This is a genomic window from Acidithiobacillus sp. (genome assembly GCF_023229925.1).
Classification (GTDB): domain Bacteria; phylum Pseudomonadota; class Gammaproteobacteria; order Acidithiobacillales; family Acidithiobacillaceae; genus Acidithiobacillus.
Window position 1 is genome coordinate 901793 of sequence record NZ_JALNYM010000001.1, and the last position, 20844, is coordinate 922636.

Annotated in this window: 21 protein-coding genes, 1 tRNA gene and 3 pseudogenes; 16 read left to right on the top strand and 9 right to left on the bottom strand. The window is 54.1% G+C overall.

Features of this window, described 5'->3' with window-relative positions; genetic code table 11:
- Positions 1–74 precede the first annotated feature (74 nt).
- The gene (locus M0P56_RS04520; protein WP_291508860.1) at positions 75–1103 is read right to left on the bottom strand and encodes an NAD(P)H-dependent glycerol-3-phosphate dehydrogenase; all 1029 of its coding nucleotides are present in this window, start codon (positions 1101–1103) and stop codon (positions 75–77) included.
- A gap of 3 nt (positions 1104–1106) precedes the next feature.
- Positions 1107–1556 (bottom strand): protein-export chaperone SecB, encoded by a 450-nt coding sequence (gene secB / locus M0P56_RS04525; RefSeq protein ID WP_291508861.1) that lies wholly within the window; start codon positions 1554–1556, stop codon positions 1107–1109.
- 147 nt (positions 1557–1703) lie between these two features.
- Between secB and M0P56_RS04530 the strand changes: the two genes are divergently transcribed.
- From M0P56_RS04530 to M0P56_RS04555, 6 genes are all read left to right on the top strand, one after another.
- Positions 1704–1779, top strand: a tRNA-Glu gene (locus tag M0P56_RS04530).
- 103 nt (positions 1780–1882) lie between these two features.
- Positions 1883–2149, top strand: a complete 267-nt coding sequence (locus M0P56_RS04535; RefSeq protein WP_291508862.1) for a hypothetical protein — start codon at positions 1883–1885, stop codon at positions 2147–2149.
- A gap of 265 nt (positions 2150–2414) precedes the next feature.
- Positions 2415–2651, top strand: coding sequence for an antitoxin (locus tag M0P56_RS04540; protein ID WP_054608893.1), 237 nt, complete (start codon positions 2415–2417; stop codon positions 2649–2651).
- Positions 2648–3040: a type II toxin-antitoxin system VapC family toxin gene (locus M0P56_RS04545; protein WP_291509249.1), complete on the top strand. Its 393-nt coding sequence runs from the start codon at positions 2648–2650 to the stop codon at positions 3038–3040. The genes M0P56_RS04540 and M0P56_RS04545 overlap by 4 nt, the downstream gene beginning before the upstream one ends.
- A 303-nt stretch (positions 3041–3343) precedes the next feature.
- Entirely contained in the window at positions 3344–3652 is a 309-nt protein-coding gene (locus M0P56_RS04550; protein WP_291508863.1) for a hypothetical protein, read from the top strand.
- A 624-nt stretch (positions 3653–4276) separates the two neighbouring features.
- A complete protein-coding gene (locus M0P56_RS04555; protein ID WP_291508864.1) occupies positions 4277–5224 on the top strand; it encodes a hypothetical protein in 948 nt (315 codons plus the stop codon).
- A gap of 1424 nt (positions 5225–6648) precedes the next feature.
- Here the strand turns inward: M0P56_RS04555 and M0P56_RS04560 are convergent.
- Both M0P56_RS04560 and M0P56_RS04565 read right to left on the bottom strand, forming a co-directional pair.
- The gene (locus tag M0P56_RS04560) at positions 6649–7623 is read right to left on the bottom strand and encodes a hypothetical protein (RefSeq protein WP_291508865.1); all 975 of its coding nucleotides are present in this window, start codon (positions 7621–7623) and stop codon (positions 6649–6651) included.
- Entirely contained in the window at positions 7616–8689 is a 1074-nt protein-coding gene (locus tag M0P56_RS04565; protein ID WP_291508866.1) for a nucleoid-associated protein, read from the bottom strand. The genes M0P56_RS04560 and M0P56_RS04565 overlap by 8 nt, the downstream gene beginning before the upstream one ends.
- 1234 nt (positions 8690–9923) lie before the next feature.
- Between M0P56_RS04565 and M0P56_RS04570 the strand changes: the two genes are divergently transcribed.
- The 8 genes and pseudogenes from M0P56_RS04570 to M0P56_RS04605 all read left to right on the top strand — a co-directional run bounded on the left by M0P56_RS04570 (position 9924) and on the right by M0P56_RS04605 (position 15059).
- Positions 9924–10055: a hypothetical protein gene (locus M0P56_RS04570; protein WP_291508867.1), complete on the top strand. Its 132-nt coding sequence runs from the start codon at positions 9924–9926 to the stop codon at positions 10053–10055.
- Between the two features lie 206 nt (positions 10056–10261).
- Positions 10262–10438 (top strand): annotated as a pseudogene (locus M0P56_RS04575) (IS66 family transposase); the annotation flags it as partial.
- Positions 10439–11206: 768 nt separating this feature from the next.
- The gene (locus tag M0P56_RS04580) at positions 11207–11659 is read left to right on the top strand and encodes a DUF4168 domain-containing protein (RefSeq protein WP_291508868.1); all 453 of its coding nucleotides are present in this window, start codon (positions 11207–11209) and stop codon (positions 11657–11659) included.
- A gap of 62 nt (positions 11660–11721) precedes the next feature.
- A complete protein-coding gene (locus M0P56_RS04585; RefSeq protein WP_291509250.1) occupies positions 11722–13173 on the top strand; it encodes a PQQ-binding-like beta-propeller repeat protein in 1452 nt (483 codons plus the stop codon).
- Positions 13174–13383: 210 nt separating this feature from the next.
- Positions 13384–13644 (top strand): annotated as a pseudogene (locus M0P56_RS04590) (type II toxin-antitoxin system RelE/ParE family toxin); the annotation flags it as partial.
- Between the two features lie 16 nt (positions 13645–13660).
- The gene (locus M0P56_RS04595) at positions 13661–14020 is read left to right on the top strand and encodes a HigA family addiction module antitoxin (RefSeq protein ID WP_291508869.1); all 360 of its coding nucleotides are present in this window, start codon (positions 13661–13663) and stop codon (positions 14018–14020) included.
- A gap of 395 nt (positions 14021–14415) precedes the next feature.
- On the top strand, positions 14416–14667 hold the full coding sequence (locus M0P56_RS04600) for an AbrB/MazE/SpoVT family DNA-binding domain-containing protein (protein ID WP_291508870.1): 252 nt from the start codon (positions 14416–14418) through the stop codon (positions 14665–14667).
- On the top strand, positions 14664–15059 hold the full coding sequence (locus M0P56_RS04605) for a type II toxin-antitoxin system VapC family toxin (protein WP_291508871.1): 396 nt from the start codon (positions 14664–14666) through the stop codon (positions 15057–15059). The genes M0P56_RS04600 and M0P56_RS04605 overlap by 4 nt, the downstream gene beginning before the upstream one ends.
- A gap of 506 nt (positions 15060–15565) precedes the next feature.
- Here the strand turns inward: M0P56_RS04605 and M0P56_RS04610 are convergent.
- From M0P56_RS04610 to M0P56_RS04620, 3 genes and pseudogenes are all read right to left on the bottom strand, one after another.
- Positions 15566–15772 (bottom strand): annotated as a pseudogene (locus M0P56_RS04610) (IS3 family transposase); the annotation flags it as partial.
- 335 nt (positions 15773–16107) lie between these two features.
- Positions 16108–16626, bottom strand: a complete 519-nt coding sequence (locus M0P56_RS04615) for a type II toxin-antitoxin system VapC family toxin (protein ID WP_291508872.1) — start codon at positions 16624–16626, stop codon at positions 16108–16110.
- Positions 16613–16852: a type II toxin-antitoxin system Phd/YefM family antitoxin gene (locus M0P56_RS04620; protein WP_291508873.1), complete on the bottom strand. Its 240-nt coding sequence runs from the start codon at positions 16850–16852 to the stop codon at positions 16613–16615. Before M0P56_RS04620 ends, M0P56_RS04615 begins: the two co-directional genes overlap by 14 nt.
- 174 nt (positions 16853–17026) lie before the next feature.
- On the opposite strand from M0P56_RS04620, the gene M0P56_RS04625 reads away from it, so the two are divergent.
- On the top strand, positions 17027–18739 hold the full coding sequence (locus M0P56_RS04625) for a proline--tRNA ligase (protein ID WP_291508874.1): 1713 nt from the start codon (positions 17027–17029) through the stop codon (positions 18737–18739).
- On the top strand, positions 18732–19208 hold the full coding sequence (locus M0P56_RS04630) for a universal stress protein (protein ID WP_291508875.1): 477 nt from the start codon (positions 18732–18734) through the stop codon (positions 19206–19208). The genes M0P56_RS04625 and M0P56_RS04630 overlap by 8 nt, the downstream gene beginning before the upstream one ends.
- A 15-nt stretch (positions 19209–19223) precedes the next feature.
- Here the strand turns inward: M0P56_RS04630 and M0P56_RS04635 are convergent, their stop codons facing one another.
- Both M0P56_RS04635 and M0P56_RS04640 read right to left on the bottom strand, forming a co-directional pair.
- Complete coding sequence (locus M0P56_RS04635; protein ID WP_291508876.1) at positions 19224–19826, bottom strand: ABC-type transport auxiliary lipoprotein family protein; 603 nt, start codon at positions 19824–19826, stop codon at positions 19224–19226.
- Between the two features lie 61 nt (positions 19827–19887).
- Positions 19888–20826 (bottom strand): MlaD family protein, encoded by a 939-nt coding sequence (locus M0P56_RS04640; RefSeq protein WP_291508877.1) that lies wholly within the window; start codon positions 20824–20826, stop codon positions 19888–19890.
- Positions 20827–20844: the final 18 nt, after the last annotated feature.

Here is a 20844-nt window from a genome sequence, read left to right on the forward strand (position 1 = left end):
CTGGCGGCAATGTAACGATCCCAGGCCCATTCTGCAAGTCTTGCAAACCCACGGTCCCATCCTGCGTCGGCTCATCACGGCTCACCAGAGGAAAGCGTGACATCGGATGACATGTGCAATTCGGAACGCAGGGCGCGGCGCATCAACACATCGCTCGCAGCGCGCGGCGCCGTGCCGTCAAAAAGTACGCGATATACCTGCTCGGTGATCGGCATATCCACGCCCAGACGCTGTGCAAGCTGGAACAAGGCTTGCGCCGTACACACCCCCTCGGCCTCTTCACCAATCTCGCGCAGCACTGCTTCCAGACTCAAGCCACGGCCCAGGCCTATTCCCACCCGCCGGTTCCGCGACAAGTCGCTGCTCGCGGTGAGGATCAAGTCACCCGCACCCGCCAAGCCCATGAAGGTCTCGGTTCGCCCCCCCAGCGCCGTTCCCAGGCGATGCAATTCTGCCATCCCGCGGGTGATGAGCGCGGCACGCGCACTGTCGCCATTCCCCAATCCATCAGAAATACCCGCAGCAATCGCCAGTACATTTTTGATCGCCCCACCCAGACAGACACCCGCCACATCATCACTGGTGTAGACCCGCATCTGCGCACTGCCAAAGGCCTCGGCCACCCGCTGGGCGTGGGTCAGATCGGTGGACGCCGCCGTCATCGCCAATGGTTTTTCCAGGATCAAGTCGTGGGCAAAACTCGGGCCAGAGAGCACCACCAGCGGCACATCTGGCACAGTTTCCTGCAATACCTGATCAAGGCGCAAAGCCGTCCGCGTCTCCAGCCCTTTACTGGCGAGGACCAGCAACGTAGCAGGTGGCAGACAGGAACGCAGATTCGCCATCAGACCGCGCAAGGCATGGCTGGGTATGGCGAGCACTATACCCTCACTGTCTCGCACCGCAGCGGTGAGGTCCACAGTACAGCGCAGCCCTTCAGGGCGCGCGCACTGCGGAAATATGGGAAACAAATCCGCGCGACTAGTCTGGCAAGGCAGACGATTGGCGCACCGCCCCCAGAGCTGCACGGCATGCCCCTGCCGGAGCAGATAAACCGCCAGGGCTGTCCCCCAGTGACCGGCTCCCAGCACCGCCCAACGCATGGTTTATTGCGTCGTGTAGTTCTGTTGCTGGACCTGTGCCTGCTGATACAGGGCCTCGAAATTGACCGGATGCAGGTGCAGGGGCTGGAAGCCGCCGCGGCCCACCATATCCGCCACCACTTCCCGCGCGTAGGGGAACAGTATCGTCGGGCAGTGCACGGCGACCAGGGCGGGCAGGTGCTCTTCCGGAATATTCTGCATACGGAACAGACCAGACTGCTGGACCTCCACCGCAAAGTAGGTGCTTTCGCCCGCCTTGGCCTTGACTGTCACGGTCAGCGTCACCTCGGTAAGGCCATCCATACCTTCCACCGCATTGCTGGTGGTGTTCAGGCCGACGTCCACCGTCGGTGCCTCAGTCTGCACAAAACTGAGCGGCGCATTGGGCGACTCAAAAGAGATGTCCTTCACATAAATGCGCTCAATCATAAAAACTGCTTCTTGTTCGTCCATAAGTCCCTTCATCCTGGATTCTTGAGTTGCGAGAGATTTAGTCTACCTGAAGAGGCCCCACTGAGCTACGCATGGACATCGGCAGACTCCGCAAAACAACACTTGCCCCATGCGCCCGTTCTGTGTAGGATTCTCAGCGCTGTCCAGGTCCCCATCGTCTAGCGGCCTAGGACACCGCCCTTTCACGGCGGTAACTGGGGTTCGAACCCCCATGGGGACGCCAAATAAAACAACAAGTTAGCAAATTATGCACGGTTAACTTGATTAAACGCTGCAATTATGCTGCACTCAGTTACAGATATACGGGTGCAGCGTGAGGTGGCAGCATGGCAACGATTAACCCAAGAGTAGATCAAGACAACAACGTGATCGGCTGGCAAGCCATCATCCGTAAACGCGAGTTCCCCTCCCAGACGAAAACCTTCCGCACTAAGCGCGATGCTGAATCGTGGTCAAAGATCACTGATTCAGAAATGGTCCGTGGCGTTTTCATCCAACGCAATGATGCCGAGCGCACGCTGCTTTCTGACGCTCTGGACTGTTGGCGCGTGATTGCAGGTTCACCCCCTGCGGGGCAGACCGCCGTCTCCTGAGCAGCACTTAGCGGTTTGAAGTCTGCTCCTGCAAACCGACTCCGGGAGACCTACTGCCGTCTTCAGTACGACACCGCAAACTCGCGTTTGCGTTCGTGAGACACCACCGACGGGCTGCCAGGAGGTCAGAACATGAAACCCAGCCAGGAATCGGGCTCATGCCTAGCAATCGTCTCGCAACCGGCCGTTTTTGAGAAAACGTGGCATGCCATTGCGTCGGCCCCATCGGCGTGCTAACGTCACGTTATTACCTCTGGAGACAGTCATGCGCAAAGTCTTTCATACCAGCCAATTCATGGCAGGTAATTCACCTGCCGTCCGCATCCCTGTGAGTATGGCATTCCCGAAGCAGACCAAATTGGTCGTGATTCGAGAGGGAAACAGGCTCATCGTGGAGCCTGAAGAAGATTCGCTCGAATCGCTTCCGGCGCTGTTCGCTGCGCTGCGCCCACAGCACACCGGCGAGCGCCCAGAGTTTGTCGAGACGGAAAGATCTTGGTGATACTGCGCTACTTGCTGGACACCAATATTTGCATCTACCTCATGAAGGAGCAGCCCGCATCAGTCATCCGGCGGTTCGCGGCCTGCAAGCCCGGTGAAATTGGGATCAGTTCGATCACCTGGGCTGAATTGTGCTGTGGCCTGGACGTGCATAACAACCAGTTCGAAATGGCCACGCTCTTGAGCAGGCTGATCGTCAAGGATTTTAACGTGGATGCAGCGGACCTCTTCGGAAAGCTCTCCCGGCAGTTCCCAGCCAGAAAGAGCAGCTTTGACCGCATGATTGCCGCGCATGCTTTATCGCTGGGAGTTACGCTGGTGACCAACAACACGGCCGATTTCGATCTCTATGTCGGTGCAGGACTGGTCGTCGAGAATTGGGTGACATGATGGCGAAGTTGCACTTCCTGATCATCAACGGGCTTTTCAACCCCTGTCAAAGGCTTCCTGTAGAGATTTTCTGTTGAAGGGCCGGTCCAGACTGCAAGCGGACGTTGGATTGAGGCATCTGGCTTCTCTAATAAATGATGGGCTGTGACTACCGCCCCTCACGCTACGTGACCAAAAAGTCTCCCAACGCTCCCAACGCTCCCAACGCTCCCAACGCTCCCAACGCTCCCAACGCCATCAGTATTACTGACCGCACTCACATCATGAAGCATTTTCGCAGGTCGAGCACACAGGGGGTTACACATGGGGCACGGTTCCAATGAAGCAGTAAGAGATGCAGAAGAAGATTTTCGCGAAAAAATCTCACCGGAAATTGCCAAAAATGCGGCTGAATTAGTTGCAGCCGGTGACATGGCGCGAGCTGAGGCGATTAAAGCAGCAACCGATCACCAGCGATACATGCAGGAGGCTGTCAGCGATGAAACAGGAACTGTTGAGACGCTGAAGGAAGCACAGAGGCCTGTACCTAGTCGTAAAGTATCAGCACATCAGGTCAAGGCTATCGCTGAGGAGTTAATAGATCACGCGCGTGAGGCTGCTGATGATTTCTAAGTGACATGGACTTGGGCAGGAGTTCGTCAAGCCTACTGTTTTCTGGACACCGGAAGTGCTGCCTCCGAACGCCTGCTCCTGCTGCATGCCGTCGTTGGGTACTAATGGTCGGCAGCAGACTGGTAGCGGACGTTGAGTTGGATTACCCTTCGACGAGGATGATGGGTGGTGCTCAGGGGCAGCCTGCAGGGCGGGTCAAGACTGGAAGCAGACGCTGGATCGCGGGGATGCCGGGCCAATGGGTGCTCTAGGAGCGAGGACCTTGGGGATGCATGACTGTCGAGGTTGTCTTATAATTTCGCGAACATGGCTGCGAGTAAGATGGGTGAACATAGTGCCAGTCCGCCCGCGTGGCAGCAGGCGACGAATACCGGGCTAGGCAGTCTCTGCGATTGGTCTGATGTCGGCATGCCAGGCTACCTGTGCGACACGAGCGCAATCAATCTGTTACGCGCTGGCTGTTCGCAAAGGACGAGACAATACGAGACAGAAATATACAAATTTTCTAAAGTAATAAGTCGCGCTTCAGTATTGAATAAATCATGACTTACCTCATGTTTGGTGAACCGAACCTGAGGATGCTAAATTGAAACATAACTCAACAGCTAACCACATAAATCATCGATGGATAAAATGGCCAAAACGCTTATTTATAGAATTTTTTCAAATCAAAATTTATGGACTTTTGCTGCGTCAATAATAACAGCAATTGGCGCTATTTATCCATTATATTACTCAAGCAATGCACAGCTAACAGGAGACCTAGTTGTGCGACCATTGCTGGCAACATCTGTTTTCCCTTCCGCCGATTTGAGCCCGGAATTAAGCAAGCATCTAAAATTAGAATTCATGGATAAAAAATTAAACCCTTCTCACGTTCAACTTTTGGTATACACCATACAAAATCTGTCGCCTAGAATAATAACACCAAAAGATTTTTACAAACCTATTAAGATAACCGCTCTTGGTGGGCGACAACTTATTAATGTTACTGCTAATACAGAAGAAAACAGACCACCAATTACACCGGTGGTAAAAAATAAATACGAAGCAGAAATACCACCAACATTGCTTAACCCAAAAGATAGTTTTTCTGTGACTGTCCTTTTGGATGCTGGACACAAAATTCCAATTATAAGCAACCCGTATTCAAATAGTGAATCTAGTGTTCAGTGGACGGCGCTGATTAAGGGGGAGACTTTAATAAATTACGACCCCAAAAAACCAAGTAAATTTTTATCTGATCTTGATCTTTATGTTTACATTTACCACATAGGGTATGCGGTTGTAGCGCTATTTATTTTGGGGATAGTGTTGTCATTTGCTCAGGTTTATAGATTTTTTATTTCCGACTACATATATCAAAAATTTATTTTTTCGTCTATTGAAATAACGGTTAGAGTTGCATTGGCGTGGAGCGCTGCAGAATCAATTATTAGTTTGTTTGACATGCCAACAGAAGCCCCAATTGGTTATTTATTTATGGCCGCCTACGTTGCAATAATACTGTTGCCTTCGCTTGTCTCTATAAAACAATTTATTGTTAAGCAACTCTCTAATAGTACGCCATGATATCAATATCTGAAAGCGATACGAGCAATATAAAACAATATTTTCTGAACCATGAGCAATTGGACGCTTTCGGGGGCATTTCCTACCCTGCAAAGGTGCATCAACGCGTATGTCTTTCTATATTATAAAAACGTCACTATAGCGAGTAGCTGTTGCCTGCTAAGCTTTGAATGACAGCAAACGCTGCCCTGTCGCCGTTGAGCCCTGATGGTCGGCAGCAGACTGGAAGCAGACGTCCGCTTGGGATGCATATTGGCTCGATAAGGATAGTCATCAGGAGAAATTAATTGTTCTATCTAATTTCTGCTAAGCACTTACCATGAAAGGACGTTTTACCCTAGTTTCACAGGCGGCCAGCCAGACTAACAATAGCTTCCTTTATAACCTTCATGGTTTCATCCAATCTTCCAAGGACAAGCTTGGTGTTACCGTATGTACGATATTCTTATCAACATGGCCTCCTTAAACCATCCTACCAACTTGAATCTCTAGTCATCTAAAATTGCGATGGCCATTTGAAGGATAAAGCCGACTGATTGCTAAAAAGCTTCATCCTAGAGTACACTCCAAGCAGGCCACCCAACAACAGGAGTCACGGCATCGTGATAGGGAAACATTATATTGTTATCATAGACTACATTTTAATAGCGATAACAATTCCGTCCTTTATACTTTTATCCTTATATATGTGGATAAAAACAATAAAAAACCGATATCAAAACTTTCCTTAATAATCTTTTCCGCATCATTTGCAACATCTATTGCATTGTTTTTCTTGTTCTTATTTTGGGTCCTCACCACGGATACAGAAATTCCAGGATTTATTACTCGGTATGTAGAAGGTCTCTTTACAAAAGAAAGCATAGATATTTCAACTCTTAGCTATGTAGCGTGGTTCTTTTTACTGTTTTCATGGTGGTATATTATGCCGAAAATAATAAAATATCGGCGATTTTCCTTTTTGAAGAGATACAGGAAAAGCATTACCCTTTTTCTGTCCTCGCATCAATTGTCAGCCGTGGTTTCGTTTTCATTTATTTATTTTTCGTTATTATTAATATCTGTGGTAGACTTCTTTGCCGCAAAGAACAATTATTGGTTACTCCTTTTATTTTATTGGTCGGTATTTGTTTTATTTACCGCGGCTCCGCCATATGTATCGGCAACTCTCGACCCACATAAGAGATAAAAAACTAGACAACGCTCTCCTTGGATGGTCTCAGAGGCATTTGTTGGCCCTGAAGGTTTTTATTACTAGCACCCATCAGTTCATTTTGTTACAGACGACTGCTCCCGACCCGTTGCAGATGTTCGTGGTTTGCGAAAGTAGACGCTGATTTAGGCTGAATACGCACGAACCCTGGTCGCCGGTGGTCGGGGCGCCCCACTCCATCGCTGCCTATCAGTGGTATTTGCACCGCTGCTCAGGCTACGCCGAGGTCGGCCTTCACTTGGTCCAGGCCATTGCGCAATCCCGGCACCGGCCAAACTTGGTTAACGTCGAAAGGGTGCGCTTTTACAAGCCAGTAGACCACGAGAACAACTGGCTTTGCGAATAAACCACCAGCCGATGCTGCGCGTTCCTGAATCTTCTTGGTGACGAATGGGGTGAGCTCCGCCTTCACGCCATCCAGGCTTGCCTCTTTGAGCAGGCCCTTGTACGTGTCCAAGATGTCGCGGGCCTCAGGATCGCTTGATGTCGGCGTAATAGAAACCAAGATGGGTTTGACCGTCTCGTCAAGGAAGGTGCACCAGTGCTCGATCTCTCGATTCACCTGATCGAGTTCGTGAACAGCGTGGACGAACATCTCGTCGGTCGTTTCCATGAGAGCCATGCACCGGGCAACGAGCCGCTGCACGGTTAAGGGAACGTGTTCGCCTTTGTAAATTCGGTCGTGACCCAGCTCCGCGTACGCATGTTGCAGGACGGTGCGAATTTGCACTTCGCACGACAGTCCTTCTGGAATCGTCACGCCATTGTGGCTGAACTCCTTGTTGTTGCGCAACAGGTAATGGACTGACTGATATTCAAACGATGTGGGGTCCTTGGCTTGCTCGTCTACTGGATTTCTGTCACGACTGAGGGACCACGCCGTCTGCCCGACAATGGCTCTCTCTACAACTTCAATGTCTGTTTTCAAGAGGACGACGAACCGAGATCCGACGAGGTCGGTCATTTGCTCCTTCGGCTGTGCGTATTTCTTCTTCTTGAGCTTTTTGAGCGCAGACTTTCTCTCCTTGTAGCGATAGTCGGGCGGAATCTTGAAGAACGACTTGTACGCTTCGTCGCCCAGCTCCAGTTTCACGAGTTCGGTGATACGACCCACGATAAAGCCTCCCCACGCCTGCAGCGCAGGGCGCAATTCGTCCAGCCAGTCACCAAATTCGTTCTCATTCATTGCTTGCTACGGTCCCCCGTACGGTCACGGTCGTCGTCCCATCGCCGTTGTCCTTGAACTCCAGGAGTGCCTTGACTGCGTCAGCGGGCGTGGAGATCACCACGTCCGAGTCGAAATACACCTTCTGACGCCGACGCAGGCGATTATTCACATATTCCACATCCTTGGTGATCGCGTGCGCGGGAAATCCACTATTTTGCATGTAGGCAACGTAGTCCGCTTGATCCTTCGCACCTTGGATGTGAACCTGTGCAAAATTGGAAACGCTTAGGGTCTGGGTGTTGCTGCGCAACTCGGTGCGTAACGCCTCGCCCAAGGCAATCCGTTTGCCCTGACTGAATCCTTTTTCGTCGAAGAATTTCAACGTCTTCTCGAAAAAATCCTGCGTGAGGCGGCGGTCCGACGCCGCGACATTGGAACCAAGGAACTCGCTGTAAAAATAGAACGCCGCCCTCCTCGACTCCGTGCCGGTCATGAGGTGGTCGTAGACATGAACGCTATGATGCTCCGGAGCGTACTTGCCGCCCTTCTTTCCCGTCCCAGCCGCCGTTCGCAAGAAGAAGCCGATCTTGTAGAGGCGCTGGCTTTCGGTCAGGAATAGGTCGTTCAGCACATCAAGTACCGACTGCCCTTGCTTGGTCGTTTCGGAAAGAGCCTGTTCGAGGTCTGCCTTGATGAAGGCCGCGAATGGTTGGCCAATTGCGCCGACCGTGCCGCTCATCGAAATCAACTTGGCGGAACTGAATGCCTTACTAAGTTGCACCTGCGTGAGCTTTTCAGCAGCAGCCTGAGCGTGGGCTTTAAAGTCCAGATCAGCGCAATCCATCATTACGCAGGCAAGCCCGAATGCGCTATCATCTCTTGTGTCCTCGAAGTCGGCTTGCACACCGTGTGAGTTGTGACCCAAGGCCTTGCTGATTCGGGCAACCACGACGTCGCTAACGGCACTGTTTAGATGCAATACGTCAGTGCCCCCCGACGGGGGCACGAGATTCTTGTTCAGATCTCGCGCCGGAATGGTGTGAACCACGACCCGGTTTATGGCCATCTGATCGATTTTTAGCAAGCGCATTCCTCCTCGTTAGGTTGCCGCCGATCAAAATCAGATCAAGTATCCGATTGAGTTTTGACCTGAGATCTGAACCGGGTTCTTGGTACTCCGATATTCGGCACATATACCCCCCAACGCTGTTTCTTGAAACGCCTTCGCCCACATAAGTTGACGGACACCAGGCAGTCGTGAACAGCAGCAGGTTATTTGCACCTGGTTGACAGGCTGCTATCGGCGCCGCTAGCGGCCTGTCAGATTATTCGCGTAACTTACTGATTCTATTGCATCGACTATTTTCTTAAAATTTACAAATATGATTAGCAATCAATAGGTTGCATTTTTTTTCAAAATCGAAGTCCGACAGCTGCTAGGTCACGGTCTGCTCCTTGCCGATATTACTCGTTCCTGTGCACGGGTGGAATGTCTGTTTCCGCTGCCCAGCCGCCGTTCGTAGTCGCAGGTCGAATTGGTGATAGGCAGCCAGCCAGAGAATCTGATTGCCGTGGCCAGACTGCTCGTTCATCCCTGTTTTGCACAAAACGACACATGTTGAGAATGACTCTGGTTAACCAGTTCTTACACGCGACAGGCATTTCTCCCGTCACCCCTTCACAATCTCTGGTCAACCTCTTTTTGCATATAGCCATATCCTATTGCGTACTACTACATATACACTTTGAGCTTTTCGTGCCTAATCACGAGTTACGCCACCCCCCTCCCCCGCCTGTTCCTTACCCCCCAGTGGGAGGTCGTACCCCGCAGGGCACAGGGGTAATCCGGTTATACTGGAACCGGAATTGTATAGACAAAAACAACCATGTTTGTTGGTTATGCTGTAACCAGACAACCACGGCAGCTACTCCGGCCCAAACGTTGATGTTGACGTGGGCGCTGATGTAGGCATCGGCGCCGATCCGCCTCCGCCTCCTTGCCGTGCATGCGCCAACGGATCATATGCATCTGGCAAGGACCCCGCCTTCCATGCGTCTGCAATGTCCTTTGAGCCAAAAGGGGCGTCCACGCGATGACCGTTTCGCATCCCAACGCACAGATTTTATCGATCTGCTTTTCATGATCCGAATCAGTACGCCTTTGAGTTTCAGCCGTTTTCTCATTCTCCAGACAAACATAAACGGTGGCGGACTGCTTCAAGACGGACTGCACATGTGGCCGATCCAGGAACGCGCGAACCCCCGCGCCGCCGGATACGACCTGACTCCTTGCCTCCGCATAATCCGGCCAACATGGAATGAGGGTCGTAGTCGATGCGAGTGCCAAAACCGCTACCGTGGCGCTGGAAGGCGTAAAAAACGTTACACTGACCCTGCGCGATGTGAGCTGGGCGCGCGCCCGTTATGACGCGCCCCGGCCCGTCGGGTAGACACGGTCCTGCATCCAGGCCATTTGATATGGCTACGCCCTTATGTCAACACCGTGACAGCGGGCGCTGGTCAGGAGTGGGGTGCAAATGTCTGGTCCTCAGCAGGCAAAACGCGGGTTGGCAACTTCACCCAGGTGCATCAGGTACAGGGCGCCTTAGCCAGTCTGGGGCCGGATTTTGCGGGGTATGGGCTGCCACTTGTTGAGCTACGAATGCCCAAGGTCAAACAGAAGATCTCCGCCTGTTTCCGAACTTCTGATGGGGCTGGCGCCTTCTGCACGATCCGATCCTATCTGGAAACCTTACGCAAGCAGGGCATCGACCTGCTGCACGCCTTGGTCCAATCCTTTCAGTGGGAAACCCCACAGCCCACCATCGGGTAACTGTACCCCTAGTGAATAGTTACGGTTAACTATAGTGCACACCCACAGATCGCGTAAATAAAACACAACAACGTTAGAAAATCCTTGCAAATATAACCCAGACAGCTTCACGGAAAACTATAAATAAGCATTTTATTTGATGTTCTGAACTTTAGACATGCAGGCTCGGCACCGGCCTGTGGATGCGGTGCAATCGGGCAGGATTACTGAGGAATAAGTGGGTCAGTCGGCCTTTTTTCGGGGTGGGCAATCGATATCTACCCAAGGGAGTTCCCCCGGCAGGATTCCCCACATGGGCGGAAATGGCAGCAGCCTTTTCGCGTCCCTGCAGAACCAGTTCAGCCCTCCGCAGGAAACCCGAACCGCTTCTCCAACAAGATAAAATCTCTGAAAAAAAACCGGCATTTTTTCCGGGTGAATGGGCGGTTTAAAGTCTGAGCTACAACCAGCGTTGCCATCGCTTTGAGACCTACCCCTTGATTCAATACCCTCTGCAACAGATTCCGCTCATCTGCGATCAACTGCAGGTATTTCCTTCCCATTCTTCAACTCTGACCCCTTTGGACCATCGGCGTTGCATTTCATTCTTGAGCGCGCGGTGTTTTCCATAAGCAACATTATTGTATGAAAAATAGTACATACATATGATACAATTACGGTTGACACCACCAAATTATTATTGCTAGGTTAGAAACACATGCAGGTTTATGTGCGTGTTCATTGCCCGATATCCATGATCTAGAAAGACCTGTTAAGGAGAGTAATCGTATGAAGCACATTGCACGCAATTTGTTGTTAGGACTTGGTGTCTTTAGTCTCGGTAGCACCTTGGCTTTAGCCGATATGGAACCGCCCGTGAGCTCTGCTCAGCAGCCTGCCAGCACAGCTACCCAACCTGGTCAGAGCGCTCCGGCGCCGATGATGCCGGTGCAGCCGGCCCAGAGCCTTCATGTTGGTCCAACGGAGTTGCGCCACTTTGCATCGGTCATTGTGGCCATTCGTCCGATCGACAAGAAAGTGCATCAGGAGATATCGACGAAAAAAATTACCGCCGCACAGCATCATCAGATGATCGTGAAATACGGAACGAAAATAGAGCAGATATTGGTTCAGAATCATCTCACGCCAGTGAAATATGAAATGCTGTTGAAAAAGGCGCAAACAGATCCGGCGTTCGCTCAACGTACGGAAACCGTCATAAAGACTATGGCCAGTTACTGAGGATAAACAACGTGTTGGGCGATAGCCGCACACTGCTCGCTACCGCGTGGGTTCTTTTGGGGATGGCGAGCGTGACAGTATCCGCGGCTACCACCATGTCTCAGTTCGAGGGGAATGCGCGCCATTTAGCGTTTACCCCGGATAAGATCGGCAGCTTCGATACCTTCATCGGTCAGCACATCATCGCTCCTCCCTCAGTCGATGGAAAAACTCTGTTGGTAACGACGGGGAAGACGGGATACCGCCAGGAGGGGCAGGTGCTGCGCGTCGATGCGCAGACAGGCGCCATTTTATGGCGAAGCGCTTTGGGCAATATTAGCATGACACAAGCGATCGTGGCGGGCCATGATGTGATAGTAGGGCTCGGTGGCAAACGCATGTTTGCGGTCAACCCAGGCTACTCTTGTCGTTCCCGATTTCCCCACGCCATCGAGGCACTCCAGGCGGCTACCGGCAAGGTGGTCTGGGAATATGCCACGCACTGTCAGGATATGGCGACACCTGCTTATGCCCACCATGAAATTTTAACCCCTACCGGAGGCGGCCGTTTCATCGCCCTGGACGCCCGCACGGGGAAGTTGCTTTGGCAGATACCCATCGGTGGGTGGTCGGCGATGTCTTCCCCTGCCAGAGTTGGCTCGAATCTTTATTTCGGAACGGATAATCTCTTCACCCACCGCAATGATTTTTACGATATCGACTGGCGGACCCACAAAATTCGTTGGTCGCGGAATTTTGCGCATACCGTCAATCTTGCAGAAGCATCCCCAGTGGTGCGTAGGGACACCGTGTTTACGGCGTTCATGCGTAAGGATTCCTATGACCTGTGGGACATTCTGGTACATCTCTGGAAACACACCCCGATGCGCGACTTTACCTTCGAGGTGGTGAGTCTGAATGCTGTGACCGGGCGTTTGATTCATCGAAAGAATATCTATACCCATCACCTATCGCCGCGCGCATGGATTCATGAGCGCATCATCAGCAGCGAAATATATTGGAAGAACTGGGTAGTGGCGGCACTACGGAAAATCGGCCACGCCATCCATATACCGGCCCTGTTTTCCAGTATGCGCAAGTCCGATCCGATGCACCCGGGAATCTATGATCCCCCCCTCACCGTGTGGCATCGTATCATTTATGTCGAACCACGCTTGACCAAACGTTTATATGCGCTGGATGCGCGTACCGAAAGAATTCTCTGGATCTTCCGGACAGGGGCAGATGTTAGCAATCCCAACGTATACCATGGGACCCTCTATACCGTGAATGCCCAGGGAATTTTGTATGTGTTGAATGCGCGAACCGGCAAACCGATACATACCGAAAAACTCGCAACCGGTACGGTTGGACCATCCGATGGGCTGCTCAGCCCGTATGCCTTTGTCGTGGGAGGCACCTCCGGGAAACTGGTCTCTCTGCCTATTGGGCACATGAGCACGGTCGATGGTATCGACAAAGGTGTTACGCACCACGTTAATTTCGACTCTTTGTCCCGCCCTATTCGGCGGTAAAAAACGTGGCGTGTTCTCCGTTATTTTATGTCAATCAGCGTCAGCCATTGACCATGCGTCAGCACCAAATATTTGCCACCTATGGAGTGTTATAACGCTTCGTAACTCTATGGACTAAAACATAAACATCAAATTCTTGATCTGATCAAAGGTGAACAAGCTTGACGCTGATCAAAACTTGATACACTCAGGCGCTGTTTTACAGACAAGCAAACCGCCGCAGTCTTCGCCGGCCTGAAAGCGCGCCGCTTTGGAGCGGAACTGTTGCGTATGGCGCAGCGGAAACTGGCACAGTTGCATCGCGCCGGCCAAATCGAAGATCTGGCTGTACCGCCAGGTAACCGCCTGGAGAAGCTCTCCGGCGATCGGAACGGCCAATGGAGCATGCGCATCAATGATCAGTGGCGGATTTTTTGCTTCGTATGGCGCGACAGCAACGCCTGGGACGTGGAGATCGTGGATTATCACTGATGGATGGAGGTATATCGTGAGCATTCGTGTGGAAGAGATCGAAAAGATGGATTTTTCCGATGTGGCGAATCTGCGCGCAGGTCGGTCTGCCCCCATTCACCCCGGCGAGATCTTGCTGGAAGACTTTCTGAAGCCGATGGGCATCACCCAGTACCGTCTAGCCAAGGAAATCGGCGTCCCGCAGCGCCGTATCGGGGAGATCGTGATGGGAAAGCGGGCCGTTACCCCGGATACCGGGCTGCGGCTGTCCCGGTTTTTCGGAATGAGCGACGGTTTCTGGGTGGGCCTGCAAACCGATTACGATCTCGCCGTGACGCGCCACGCCATGCAGGCAGTTCTCAATAAGATTCAACGATACGACGTTCATGCGGCGTAACGACCAGGATCCGCTGGTAACGACTCCGGCAGGTTGAGTTTGCCGCACTCTGTGGCAGGTGGACTGAAAGGCTATATTGCAGCGGGGGCGGACATTCCCGCCCAGTGTATCTGGAGGAGTAATATTAGTCAGAGGCGTGGGCCATCTGGTAAATTGCATAACTGATAGCCTATCAAAATTCACGATATAGGCCATGAATCCGGAAAACGATTTCAAGAGGTATTTTTGAAGCGGTAACGGGTTGATTCTGTGGGCGTCCGTGCCCCGAACTCATGGCCTCTCAAAAACGGTGGTTTTGTGCTGTCGCACAAGTCCCAAGGCATGTGACACGCATTGACAGTAAGGCGCTTTTGCATTACTGTGGGCGCATCATTACAAGCGACTGTGAGGACAGCATGACCACATTGACCGTTACCGCGCGGGGACAGGTGACTTTTAGAAAAGACGTGCTGCAACACCTCGGCATCAAGCCGGGAGAAAAGATCGAGCTGGATTTGCTGCCCGATGGCAGGGGCGTGCTCAAAGCAGCCCGGCAAACCGGAACGGTTGCCAGTTTTGTCGGCTTACTCGCGGGCCGAACAAAGAAAGTCGCCACCATTGAGGAAATCAACGTGGCGACCGCACAAGGCTGGGCCGGTAAAGAATGAAAATCGCTGTTGATACCAACGTACTTGTTCGTGCTGCTGTGGGCGACGACCCCGCACAAGCGAGCATTGCCGCCAAGGTCTTGACCGAAGCCGAGTTGATCGCGGTCGCGCTGCCGTGCCTGTGCGAATTTGTGTGGGTGCTGCTCAGGGTCTACGGCTTCCAACCATCCGACGCAGCCGCTGCGATCCGCGCTCTACTTGCCGCCACCAATGTGGAAGTGAATAGGCCGGCCGTAGAGGTTGGCCTATCGGTACTCGAAGCTGGCGGGGATTTTGCTGATGGCGTCATTGCCTATGAAGGAAATTGGCTCGGTGGAGAAACCTTCGTTTCTTTCGACAAAAAAGCGGTTGCCCTTCTCACGGCACAAGGGCAATCAGCACGCCTTTTGTGAGAAAAGGCGATGAGGATGGGCGGTTTCAATAGTGAGTGCTGGATAATCCCGCTTCAAGGCATGTTCCAAGGCGATGTCCATGTGTTTTTCTCCTGTATCTAAATTTAGAGCGCGGGCGCATTTCCCAGCGTTACGCTCTCCATGTCGGTTGCTGTGGCCATCCACCCCTGCTGTTCCTGATGGCAAAACAGGGTCAAGCCCTAATATCCTGTAGGAATGGTACGCCTGGACCGGTCTTTATCTGGGCGAGAAGGCTATGGAGCAAGGCAAAACGCAACGCTTGCGCCTTTACCAAGACGAAAACACCGGTGTGATGTGGCTCGTTGTGATGAATAGCGAGGTCCCTTGCGGGTTGCCCGACGCATTTTTCTCCGAAAGGATTGGCGATTTCGCTCTTGTGCGGCAGGGAGAATCGCTACTGGTTGGCCGGATCTCCGCCCCTAGCCAAAACATTCTGGGCCGGGTTCTAAGCCGCATGGCAGTTTTCATGAAACGAACGCTCACCACATCAACAGCGCAGCCGCCTCGGCTAACGCCTTGTCTTTGCGACGCAGTTCCCGCTCCAACTCACGAATCTGTTTCTGGTCTGCACGGGCTTGCGCACCCGCTGTCTGTTTCTGTTGGGTGGCGGTCTGCTGTCCAACAATACAAGCCTGTTTCCACACTTTTACCTGATCTGGATACAGCTCTTTCTCCCAACAATATTCGCTCAACGGTCGCGGTAGAGACAGTAGTTACCCACTGCCCCCGCACAGATCCGTACGAGCGGAATTACCGCATACGGCTCCTACCTTAGGTCATGACGCGAAACCTTTGCGATGGGTGGGGATGAGCCAGTTTTACGGGAGGAAGGTATCGGTTCACTATCGGCCCAAAACGCCGCCAAGACATTCGTGCGCGCTGACTGCGTCGCCTTAACGCATGCAGCCATGCGCGAATCACTTCCGTCCGGAAGCCATTCAGCCTATCCGTGTTGCCGGGGACGGCGAAGTACGCAAAGTACCCGCGTAGCACCGTTCCCAACCAACGGCCTGACACCCTAATGGGTTCATGCCGTCGCCGCATCAACGTTTCCCTGATAGCACGCAACGTCTGGCGCATGCGTTTCTTGACCTATGGTGGACCCAATGCCATTGCTGGCGCGAACGCCCATCATCGTCGCCGCTTTCAGCATCCCCTTGTCCAGCGATAACACCAGATCGGCCCCATGATTTCTGGCGATGGCCAAATGCAATGCATCGGCAGTGCGCAGACCCGTCGCATAGTGCCGAATGTAATTCCCTGCCAATACAAAATCGTCGTGCCCAGGGCGCAGCACACGGAAAGCATCACGAATCAAATCATCGCACATGCTTTCGGCGGCTAGCGCCTCCTCCTCACGCAAACCACTCATGCGGACCTCGCGGGCCAGCAGGCTGGAGAACTCAAGCCGCGTGAAGCTGCTCAACACAAATTCACCAGCAGGCAATGCTTGCAGGTATGCGGCCACCTGCACGCTCGTCGGTTCCTCCAGAATGAGTGGCGCCAGAAAACTCGTATCAAAATACCACACCTCAGGTCGACTCATCCCGCATCTCCTGCAAGAGGTCAACACTCAGTTTGCGCCAATGTGGCATTCTGGCCCGAAATGCAGCAAGGCGGTCAAACGGGAGTGGTCCGGTGGTTTTATCCGCGCTCTCCACGCGCGCTACAGGCCGCCCATGGCGCGTGATAACCACCACTTCACCGTTTTCCACCTGATGGAGTATTTCGCTGAGATGCGCCTTGGTTTGGGCCAGGGTATAGGTTGCCATAGTGGTGTGCCCTGTATGACCATAATAGTAGTCATACTAAAGATCGGCAGCGCAAGCGTCAATGCATCACGTCACCATCTCCATTTGATCCGTCGCCAGACTTGGCACGCGCCGCCCCTTTCTTTGTCTCCCGCCCTTTCTTACACTGTAGGCTACGCCTCAACAGGACTTTTTATGCGCGCCAGTCAGATCTTCATCCCCACTCTTAAGGAGACACCCGCCGAGGCGGAGCTCATCAGCCACCAGTTATTGCTGCGCGGGGGCTTTATCCGCCGTCTGGCTTCCGGCTTGTACACCTGGATGCCCTTGGGGTTGCGGGTGTTGCGCAAGGTGGAACGGGTGGTGCGCGAGGAGATGGACCGCAGCGGCGCACAGGAACTGCTGATGCCACTGGTACAGCCCGCCGAGCTGTGGCAGGAGTCGGGGCGTTGGGAACAGTACGGCCCGGAGCTGCTGCGCTTACGGGATCGTCATAATCGCGATTTTTGCCTGGGACCCACCCATGAGGAAGTCATCAGCGATCTCGCGCGGCGGGAGATTCACTCTTACCGGCAGCTTCCCGTCAACTTCTATCAGCTTCAGACCAAGTTTCGCGATGAAATACGGCCTCGCTTCGGACTGATGCGCGGCCGCGAGTTCATCATGAAGGATGCTTATTCCTTCCACATGGATCATGCCTCCCTGGAAATCACCTATCAGACCATGTATGAAGCCTATCAGCGGACGTTTACCCGTCTTGGGCTGAACTTCCGTGCGGTAGAGGCGGATAATGGGGCCATCGGCGGTAAACGCTCCCATGAGTTTCATGTGCTGGCAGACTCGGGGGAAGACGCCATCGTCTCCTGTCACCACTGCGATTATGCCGCCAACATGGAAAAGGCCGCGAGTCGCCCCGCGCCCGCAGAAACGGAGGTACCGCTGGCTGCCGAGCAGGTACAGACACCGGGTATCCGTACCGTGGCGGGGCAGGCGGAGCACCTGGGTATCAGCACCGCAAAAATCGTCAAGACCGTATTGGTGGTGGCCGACGGCAAGATCGTGATGCTACTGCTGCGCGGTGACGACGAACTGAATCTGGTCAAGGCGGGGCATGCCCTGAATGCCCAGGACGTGCACATGGCCAGCCCGGAGGAGGCTGAATCGGCCACGGGCGCACCCGTGGGCTTCATCGGCCCCAAGGAGCCGCTGCTGCCTGTCCCCATCATGGCGGATCACCGCGCTCTTGGCGTAACCAATTTCAGCACCGGCGCCAATGCGGCGGAACTGCACTGGATCAATCTCAACTGGGACCGCGATCTGTCGCGCCCGGCGGCGGCCGATCTCCGCGATGTCCGCGCCGGCGATAGCTGCCCCCATTGTGCGGAGGGCACTCTGAGCATCCGCCGTGGCATCGAGGTGGGTCACGTCTTTCAGCTTGGTGAGCGCTATAGCGAGAGCATGGACATCACCGTGCTCGACGAAACCGGCCGTGACGCCACGGTCACCATGGGTTGCTACGGTATCGGGGTATCGCGGGTGGTAGCGGCGGCGGTGGAGCAGCATTTCGACGATCGGGGCATCACCTGGCCGGTGGCTCTCGCCCCCTTTGAGGTAGGCATCGTCGCCATCAATGCGCGCAAGTCGCCAGAAGTGGCCGCCGCCGCTCAAGCCCTGCATGATCGCCTGGAGGCGCTGGGCTACAGCGTGTTGCTCGACGACCGCGATGAGCGTCCGGGGGTGCAGTTTGCCACCATGGATCTGATCGGTCTGCCCCATCGCATTGTGGTCAGTGACAAAGTGCTGGCGCAGGGCGTTTGGGAATATCGGGCGCGACGCGCCACCGAAAACGTACTGCTCGACGAAACGCAACTCATGGACACCCTGCGCAAGGAGCATCCCCGTGGATAAATCACCCGTAAAGACCCCCGTAAAGCACATTTTGGTGGCCGTCGACTTTTCGCCGATGGCCCTATATACCGCCCGGATGGCGGCGCAAGAGGCCCAATTGCACGGCGCCAGCCTCACCTTGCTCCACATTTTCAACCCGCAAATGCTCAATCTGCAGATGCCGGAAGAAATTCTGCCGCCGACCCTGGATCTGCGCGAAAAGCTGCTCCACCTGGCCCAGGCCGAGATGGAAAAACTGCGCCAGACCGTAGCCGAGAGCGGAATCACCCCGCGGGTAGAATTGGAGGAGAGTGGGGAGAATATCGGGAAGGCGGTGATTGCCTTCGGCAAGGCCCATGCAGTGGACATGCTGGTGGTGGGCAGTCATGGCCACGGCGCCATTGGCCGGTTGTTGCTGGGTTCTGTCGCCAATGACATTGTCCATTACGCCAGTTGTCCGGTGCTGGTGGTCAAGCACCAGGAGGATTGAAGTAAAATCCTAAGGCTAGGGCGCAGACTTCCCGGTGCCTGCCATTTGCGCGGCCCAGTCACTCACCGCCATGACAAAATGTTCACTTGCCCCGGCCATGGCCACGGCACCACCCTGTGCACTCGCACTGGGAAGCGTCTCGGTGAAACGAAAACAGTGCTGGGCAATCACCTGAGAATCCGCAGCCTTCACTAGCGTCGCGGTCCCGGCCACCAGTGCCTTGCCCGCATTCGGCCCGCTGAAATTCACCACGAAATCCGTCAACCTGACCTGCAACAGCCAGGTCGCTGTGCCGTTGGACTGCCCCACCAAAACCGCCCGCCACTGGCCAGAGCCTTCTAATTGATGTTGCAAGCGGCTGACAATCATCTGCGGCGGGGTGCCGGCCCAGCGGGCGTCCCGGTAGGCCAGCAGGCGCTGTGGCTCCTGATAGAGCAAATGATACTGGTACGCGTCCGTTTTCAGCCAATGTGCGGCACTGACCCGAGCCAAACGCAGTACGGGCAGCGTCGTCGTGGTGTCCATGCTGCTGGCCAGAGGGGCGGGATGCGGCGGCGTAATATCGTAGGGTGTCTGCCAGGGGACACTGCTGGCACAACCCGCGGCGAGCAAAACCATGCATGCCAGCACCATGTGTTTCCCCGCGGGTGAATATTTAGAAAGAGGGTGTTGCATGCGCTCAGTTTCCTCCTGCGGAAAAGCCCGACTCACCCGGTCCCGGCGGCGGGCCCTGATTGCCGTAGAGCAATGATTGCGGGGAACGTTGCAGCGAATGGCTGAGATCCGCTAACGCCGCGCTGCTGCTCATCAAGCTTTGGGTAAGGCGATTCACCCGCGGCAGGGTGTCATAATTGAGCGTGTTCGCCGCCCGCTCTCCTGCGACACTGAGTCCACGCAGTGACTTGGCGGCCACCGACATATCCACCAGCGGCGCTTGCGCCGCCACGGTCAGCGCATCAAGATGGGCGATGAGCACATGGCTCGCCACCATGGTGGACTGGGTGGCTGCAACCATGGCAGGCAGGGCTTTAATGGTCGGCAACAATGCCGTCTCCATCTGTACCAACTGGTCTGTGGCCTGATCTACATGGGCTAGCGTCCGCGCAAAATGTCTGCGATTCTTGTCAGTTAAAAGTGCGTTCAGGCGGTCAGCCAGTTCGTTGCTGCGATTCACCAGTGATTCACCATTACGGGACAGCACCTCAAAAAAGCTGGGGTGCATGGGAATTTCGGCCGGTCGACCGGGCACCCCCGGCAAAGGTGCGAAGTCGGTGCCGTGATCAGTCAGGGACAAATAACTCAGCCCGGTCACCCCTTGCGGCGCCAGTTCGGCGAAGGTCGCCCGGGTAATGGGCGTCACCCTATCCACCTTGATCCGCACCCTGATCATGCGCGGATTCGCCGGATCCAGGCCAATCGCGGTCACTTCCCCCACCCGTACACCTTTGAAGCGCACCGGTGCCTGAAGGGTCAGGCCCGCAACGCTGTACGGCGATAGCACATCAAAGGTGATGCCTGGCTGCTCGCCACGATGCATCCACAATCCGACGACGGCCACTCCGACCCCCAGTACGGCCAAAAAGATGAGTGCTACCAGCGCGTGCGCTCGGCTCTCCAAGAGAAACTCCTTTGCAAT

Excerpts from the sequence above, each read along its gene's own strand:
- M0P56_RS04520 (WP_291508860.1), bottom strand. The coding sequence starts at position 1,103 with ATGCGTTGGGCGGTGCTGGGAGCCGGTCACTGGGGGACAGCCCTGGCG.
- secB (WP_291508861.1), bottom strand. The coding sequence starts at position 1,556 with ATGGACGAACAAGAAGCAGTTTTTATGATTGAGCGCATTTATGTGAAG.
- M0P56_RS04535 (WP_291508862.1), top strand. The coding sequence starts at position 1,883 with ATGGCAACGATTAACCCAAGAGTAGATCAAGACAACAACGTGATCGGC.
- M0P56_RS04540 (WP_054608893.1), top strand. The coding sequence starts at position 2,415 with ATGCGCAAAGTCTTTCATACCAGCCAATTCATGGCAGGTAATTCACCT.
- M0P56_RS04550 (WP_291508863.1), top strand. The coding sequence starts at position 3,344 with ATGGGGCACGGTTCCAATGAAGCAGTAAGAGATGCAGAAGAAGATTTT.
- M0P56_RS04555 (WP_291508864.1), top strand. The coding sequence starts at position 4,277 with ATGGATAAAATGGCCAAAACGCTTATTTATAGAATTTTTTCAAATCAA.
- M0P56_RS04560 (WP_291508865.1), bottom strand. The coding sequence starts at position 7,623 with ATGAATGAGAACGAATTTGGTGACTGGCTGGACGAATTGCGCCCTGCG.
- M0P56_RS04570 (WP_291508867.1), top strand. The coding sequence starts at position 9,924 with ATGAGGGTCGTAGTCGATGCGAGTGCCAAAACCGCTACCGTGGCGCTG.
- M0P56_RS04580 (WP_291508868.1), top strand. The coding sequence starts at position 11,207 with ATGAAGCACATTGCACGCAATTTGTTGTTAGGACTTGGTGTCTTTAGT.
- M0P56_RS04585 (WP_291509250.1), top strand. The coding sequence starts at position 11,722 with ATGGCGAGCGTGACAGTATCCGCGGCTACCACCATGTCTCAGTTCGAG.
- M0P56_RS04600 (WP_291508870.1), top strand. The coding sequence starts at position 14,416 with ATGACCACATTGACCGTTACCGCGCGGGGACAGGTGACTTTTAGAAAA.
- M0P56_RS04605 (WP_291508871.1), top strand. The coding sequence starts at position 14,664 with ATGAAAATCGCTGTTGATACCAACGTACTTGTTCGTGCTGCTGTGGGC.
- M0P56_RS04615 (WP_291508872.1), bottom strand. The coding sequence starts at position 16,626 with ATGAGTCGACCTGAGGTGTGGTATTTTGATACGAGTTTTCTGGCGCCA.
- M0P56_RS04620 (WP_291508873.1), bottom strand. The coding sequence starts at position 16,852 with ATGGCAACCTATACCCTGGCCCAAACCAAGGCGCATCTCAGCGAAATA.
- M0P56_RS04625 (WP_291508874.1), top strand. The coding sequence starts at position 17,027 with ATGCGCGCCAGTCAGATCTTCATCCCCACTCTTAAGGAGACACCCGCC.
- M0P56_RS04635 (WP_291508876.1), bottom strand. The coding sequence starts at position 19,826 with ATGGTTTTGCTCGCCGCGGGTTGTGCCAGCAGTGTCCCCTGGCAGACA.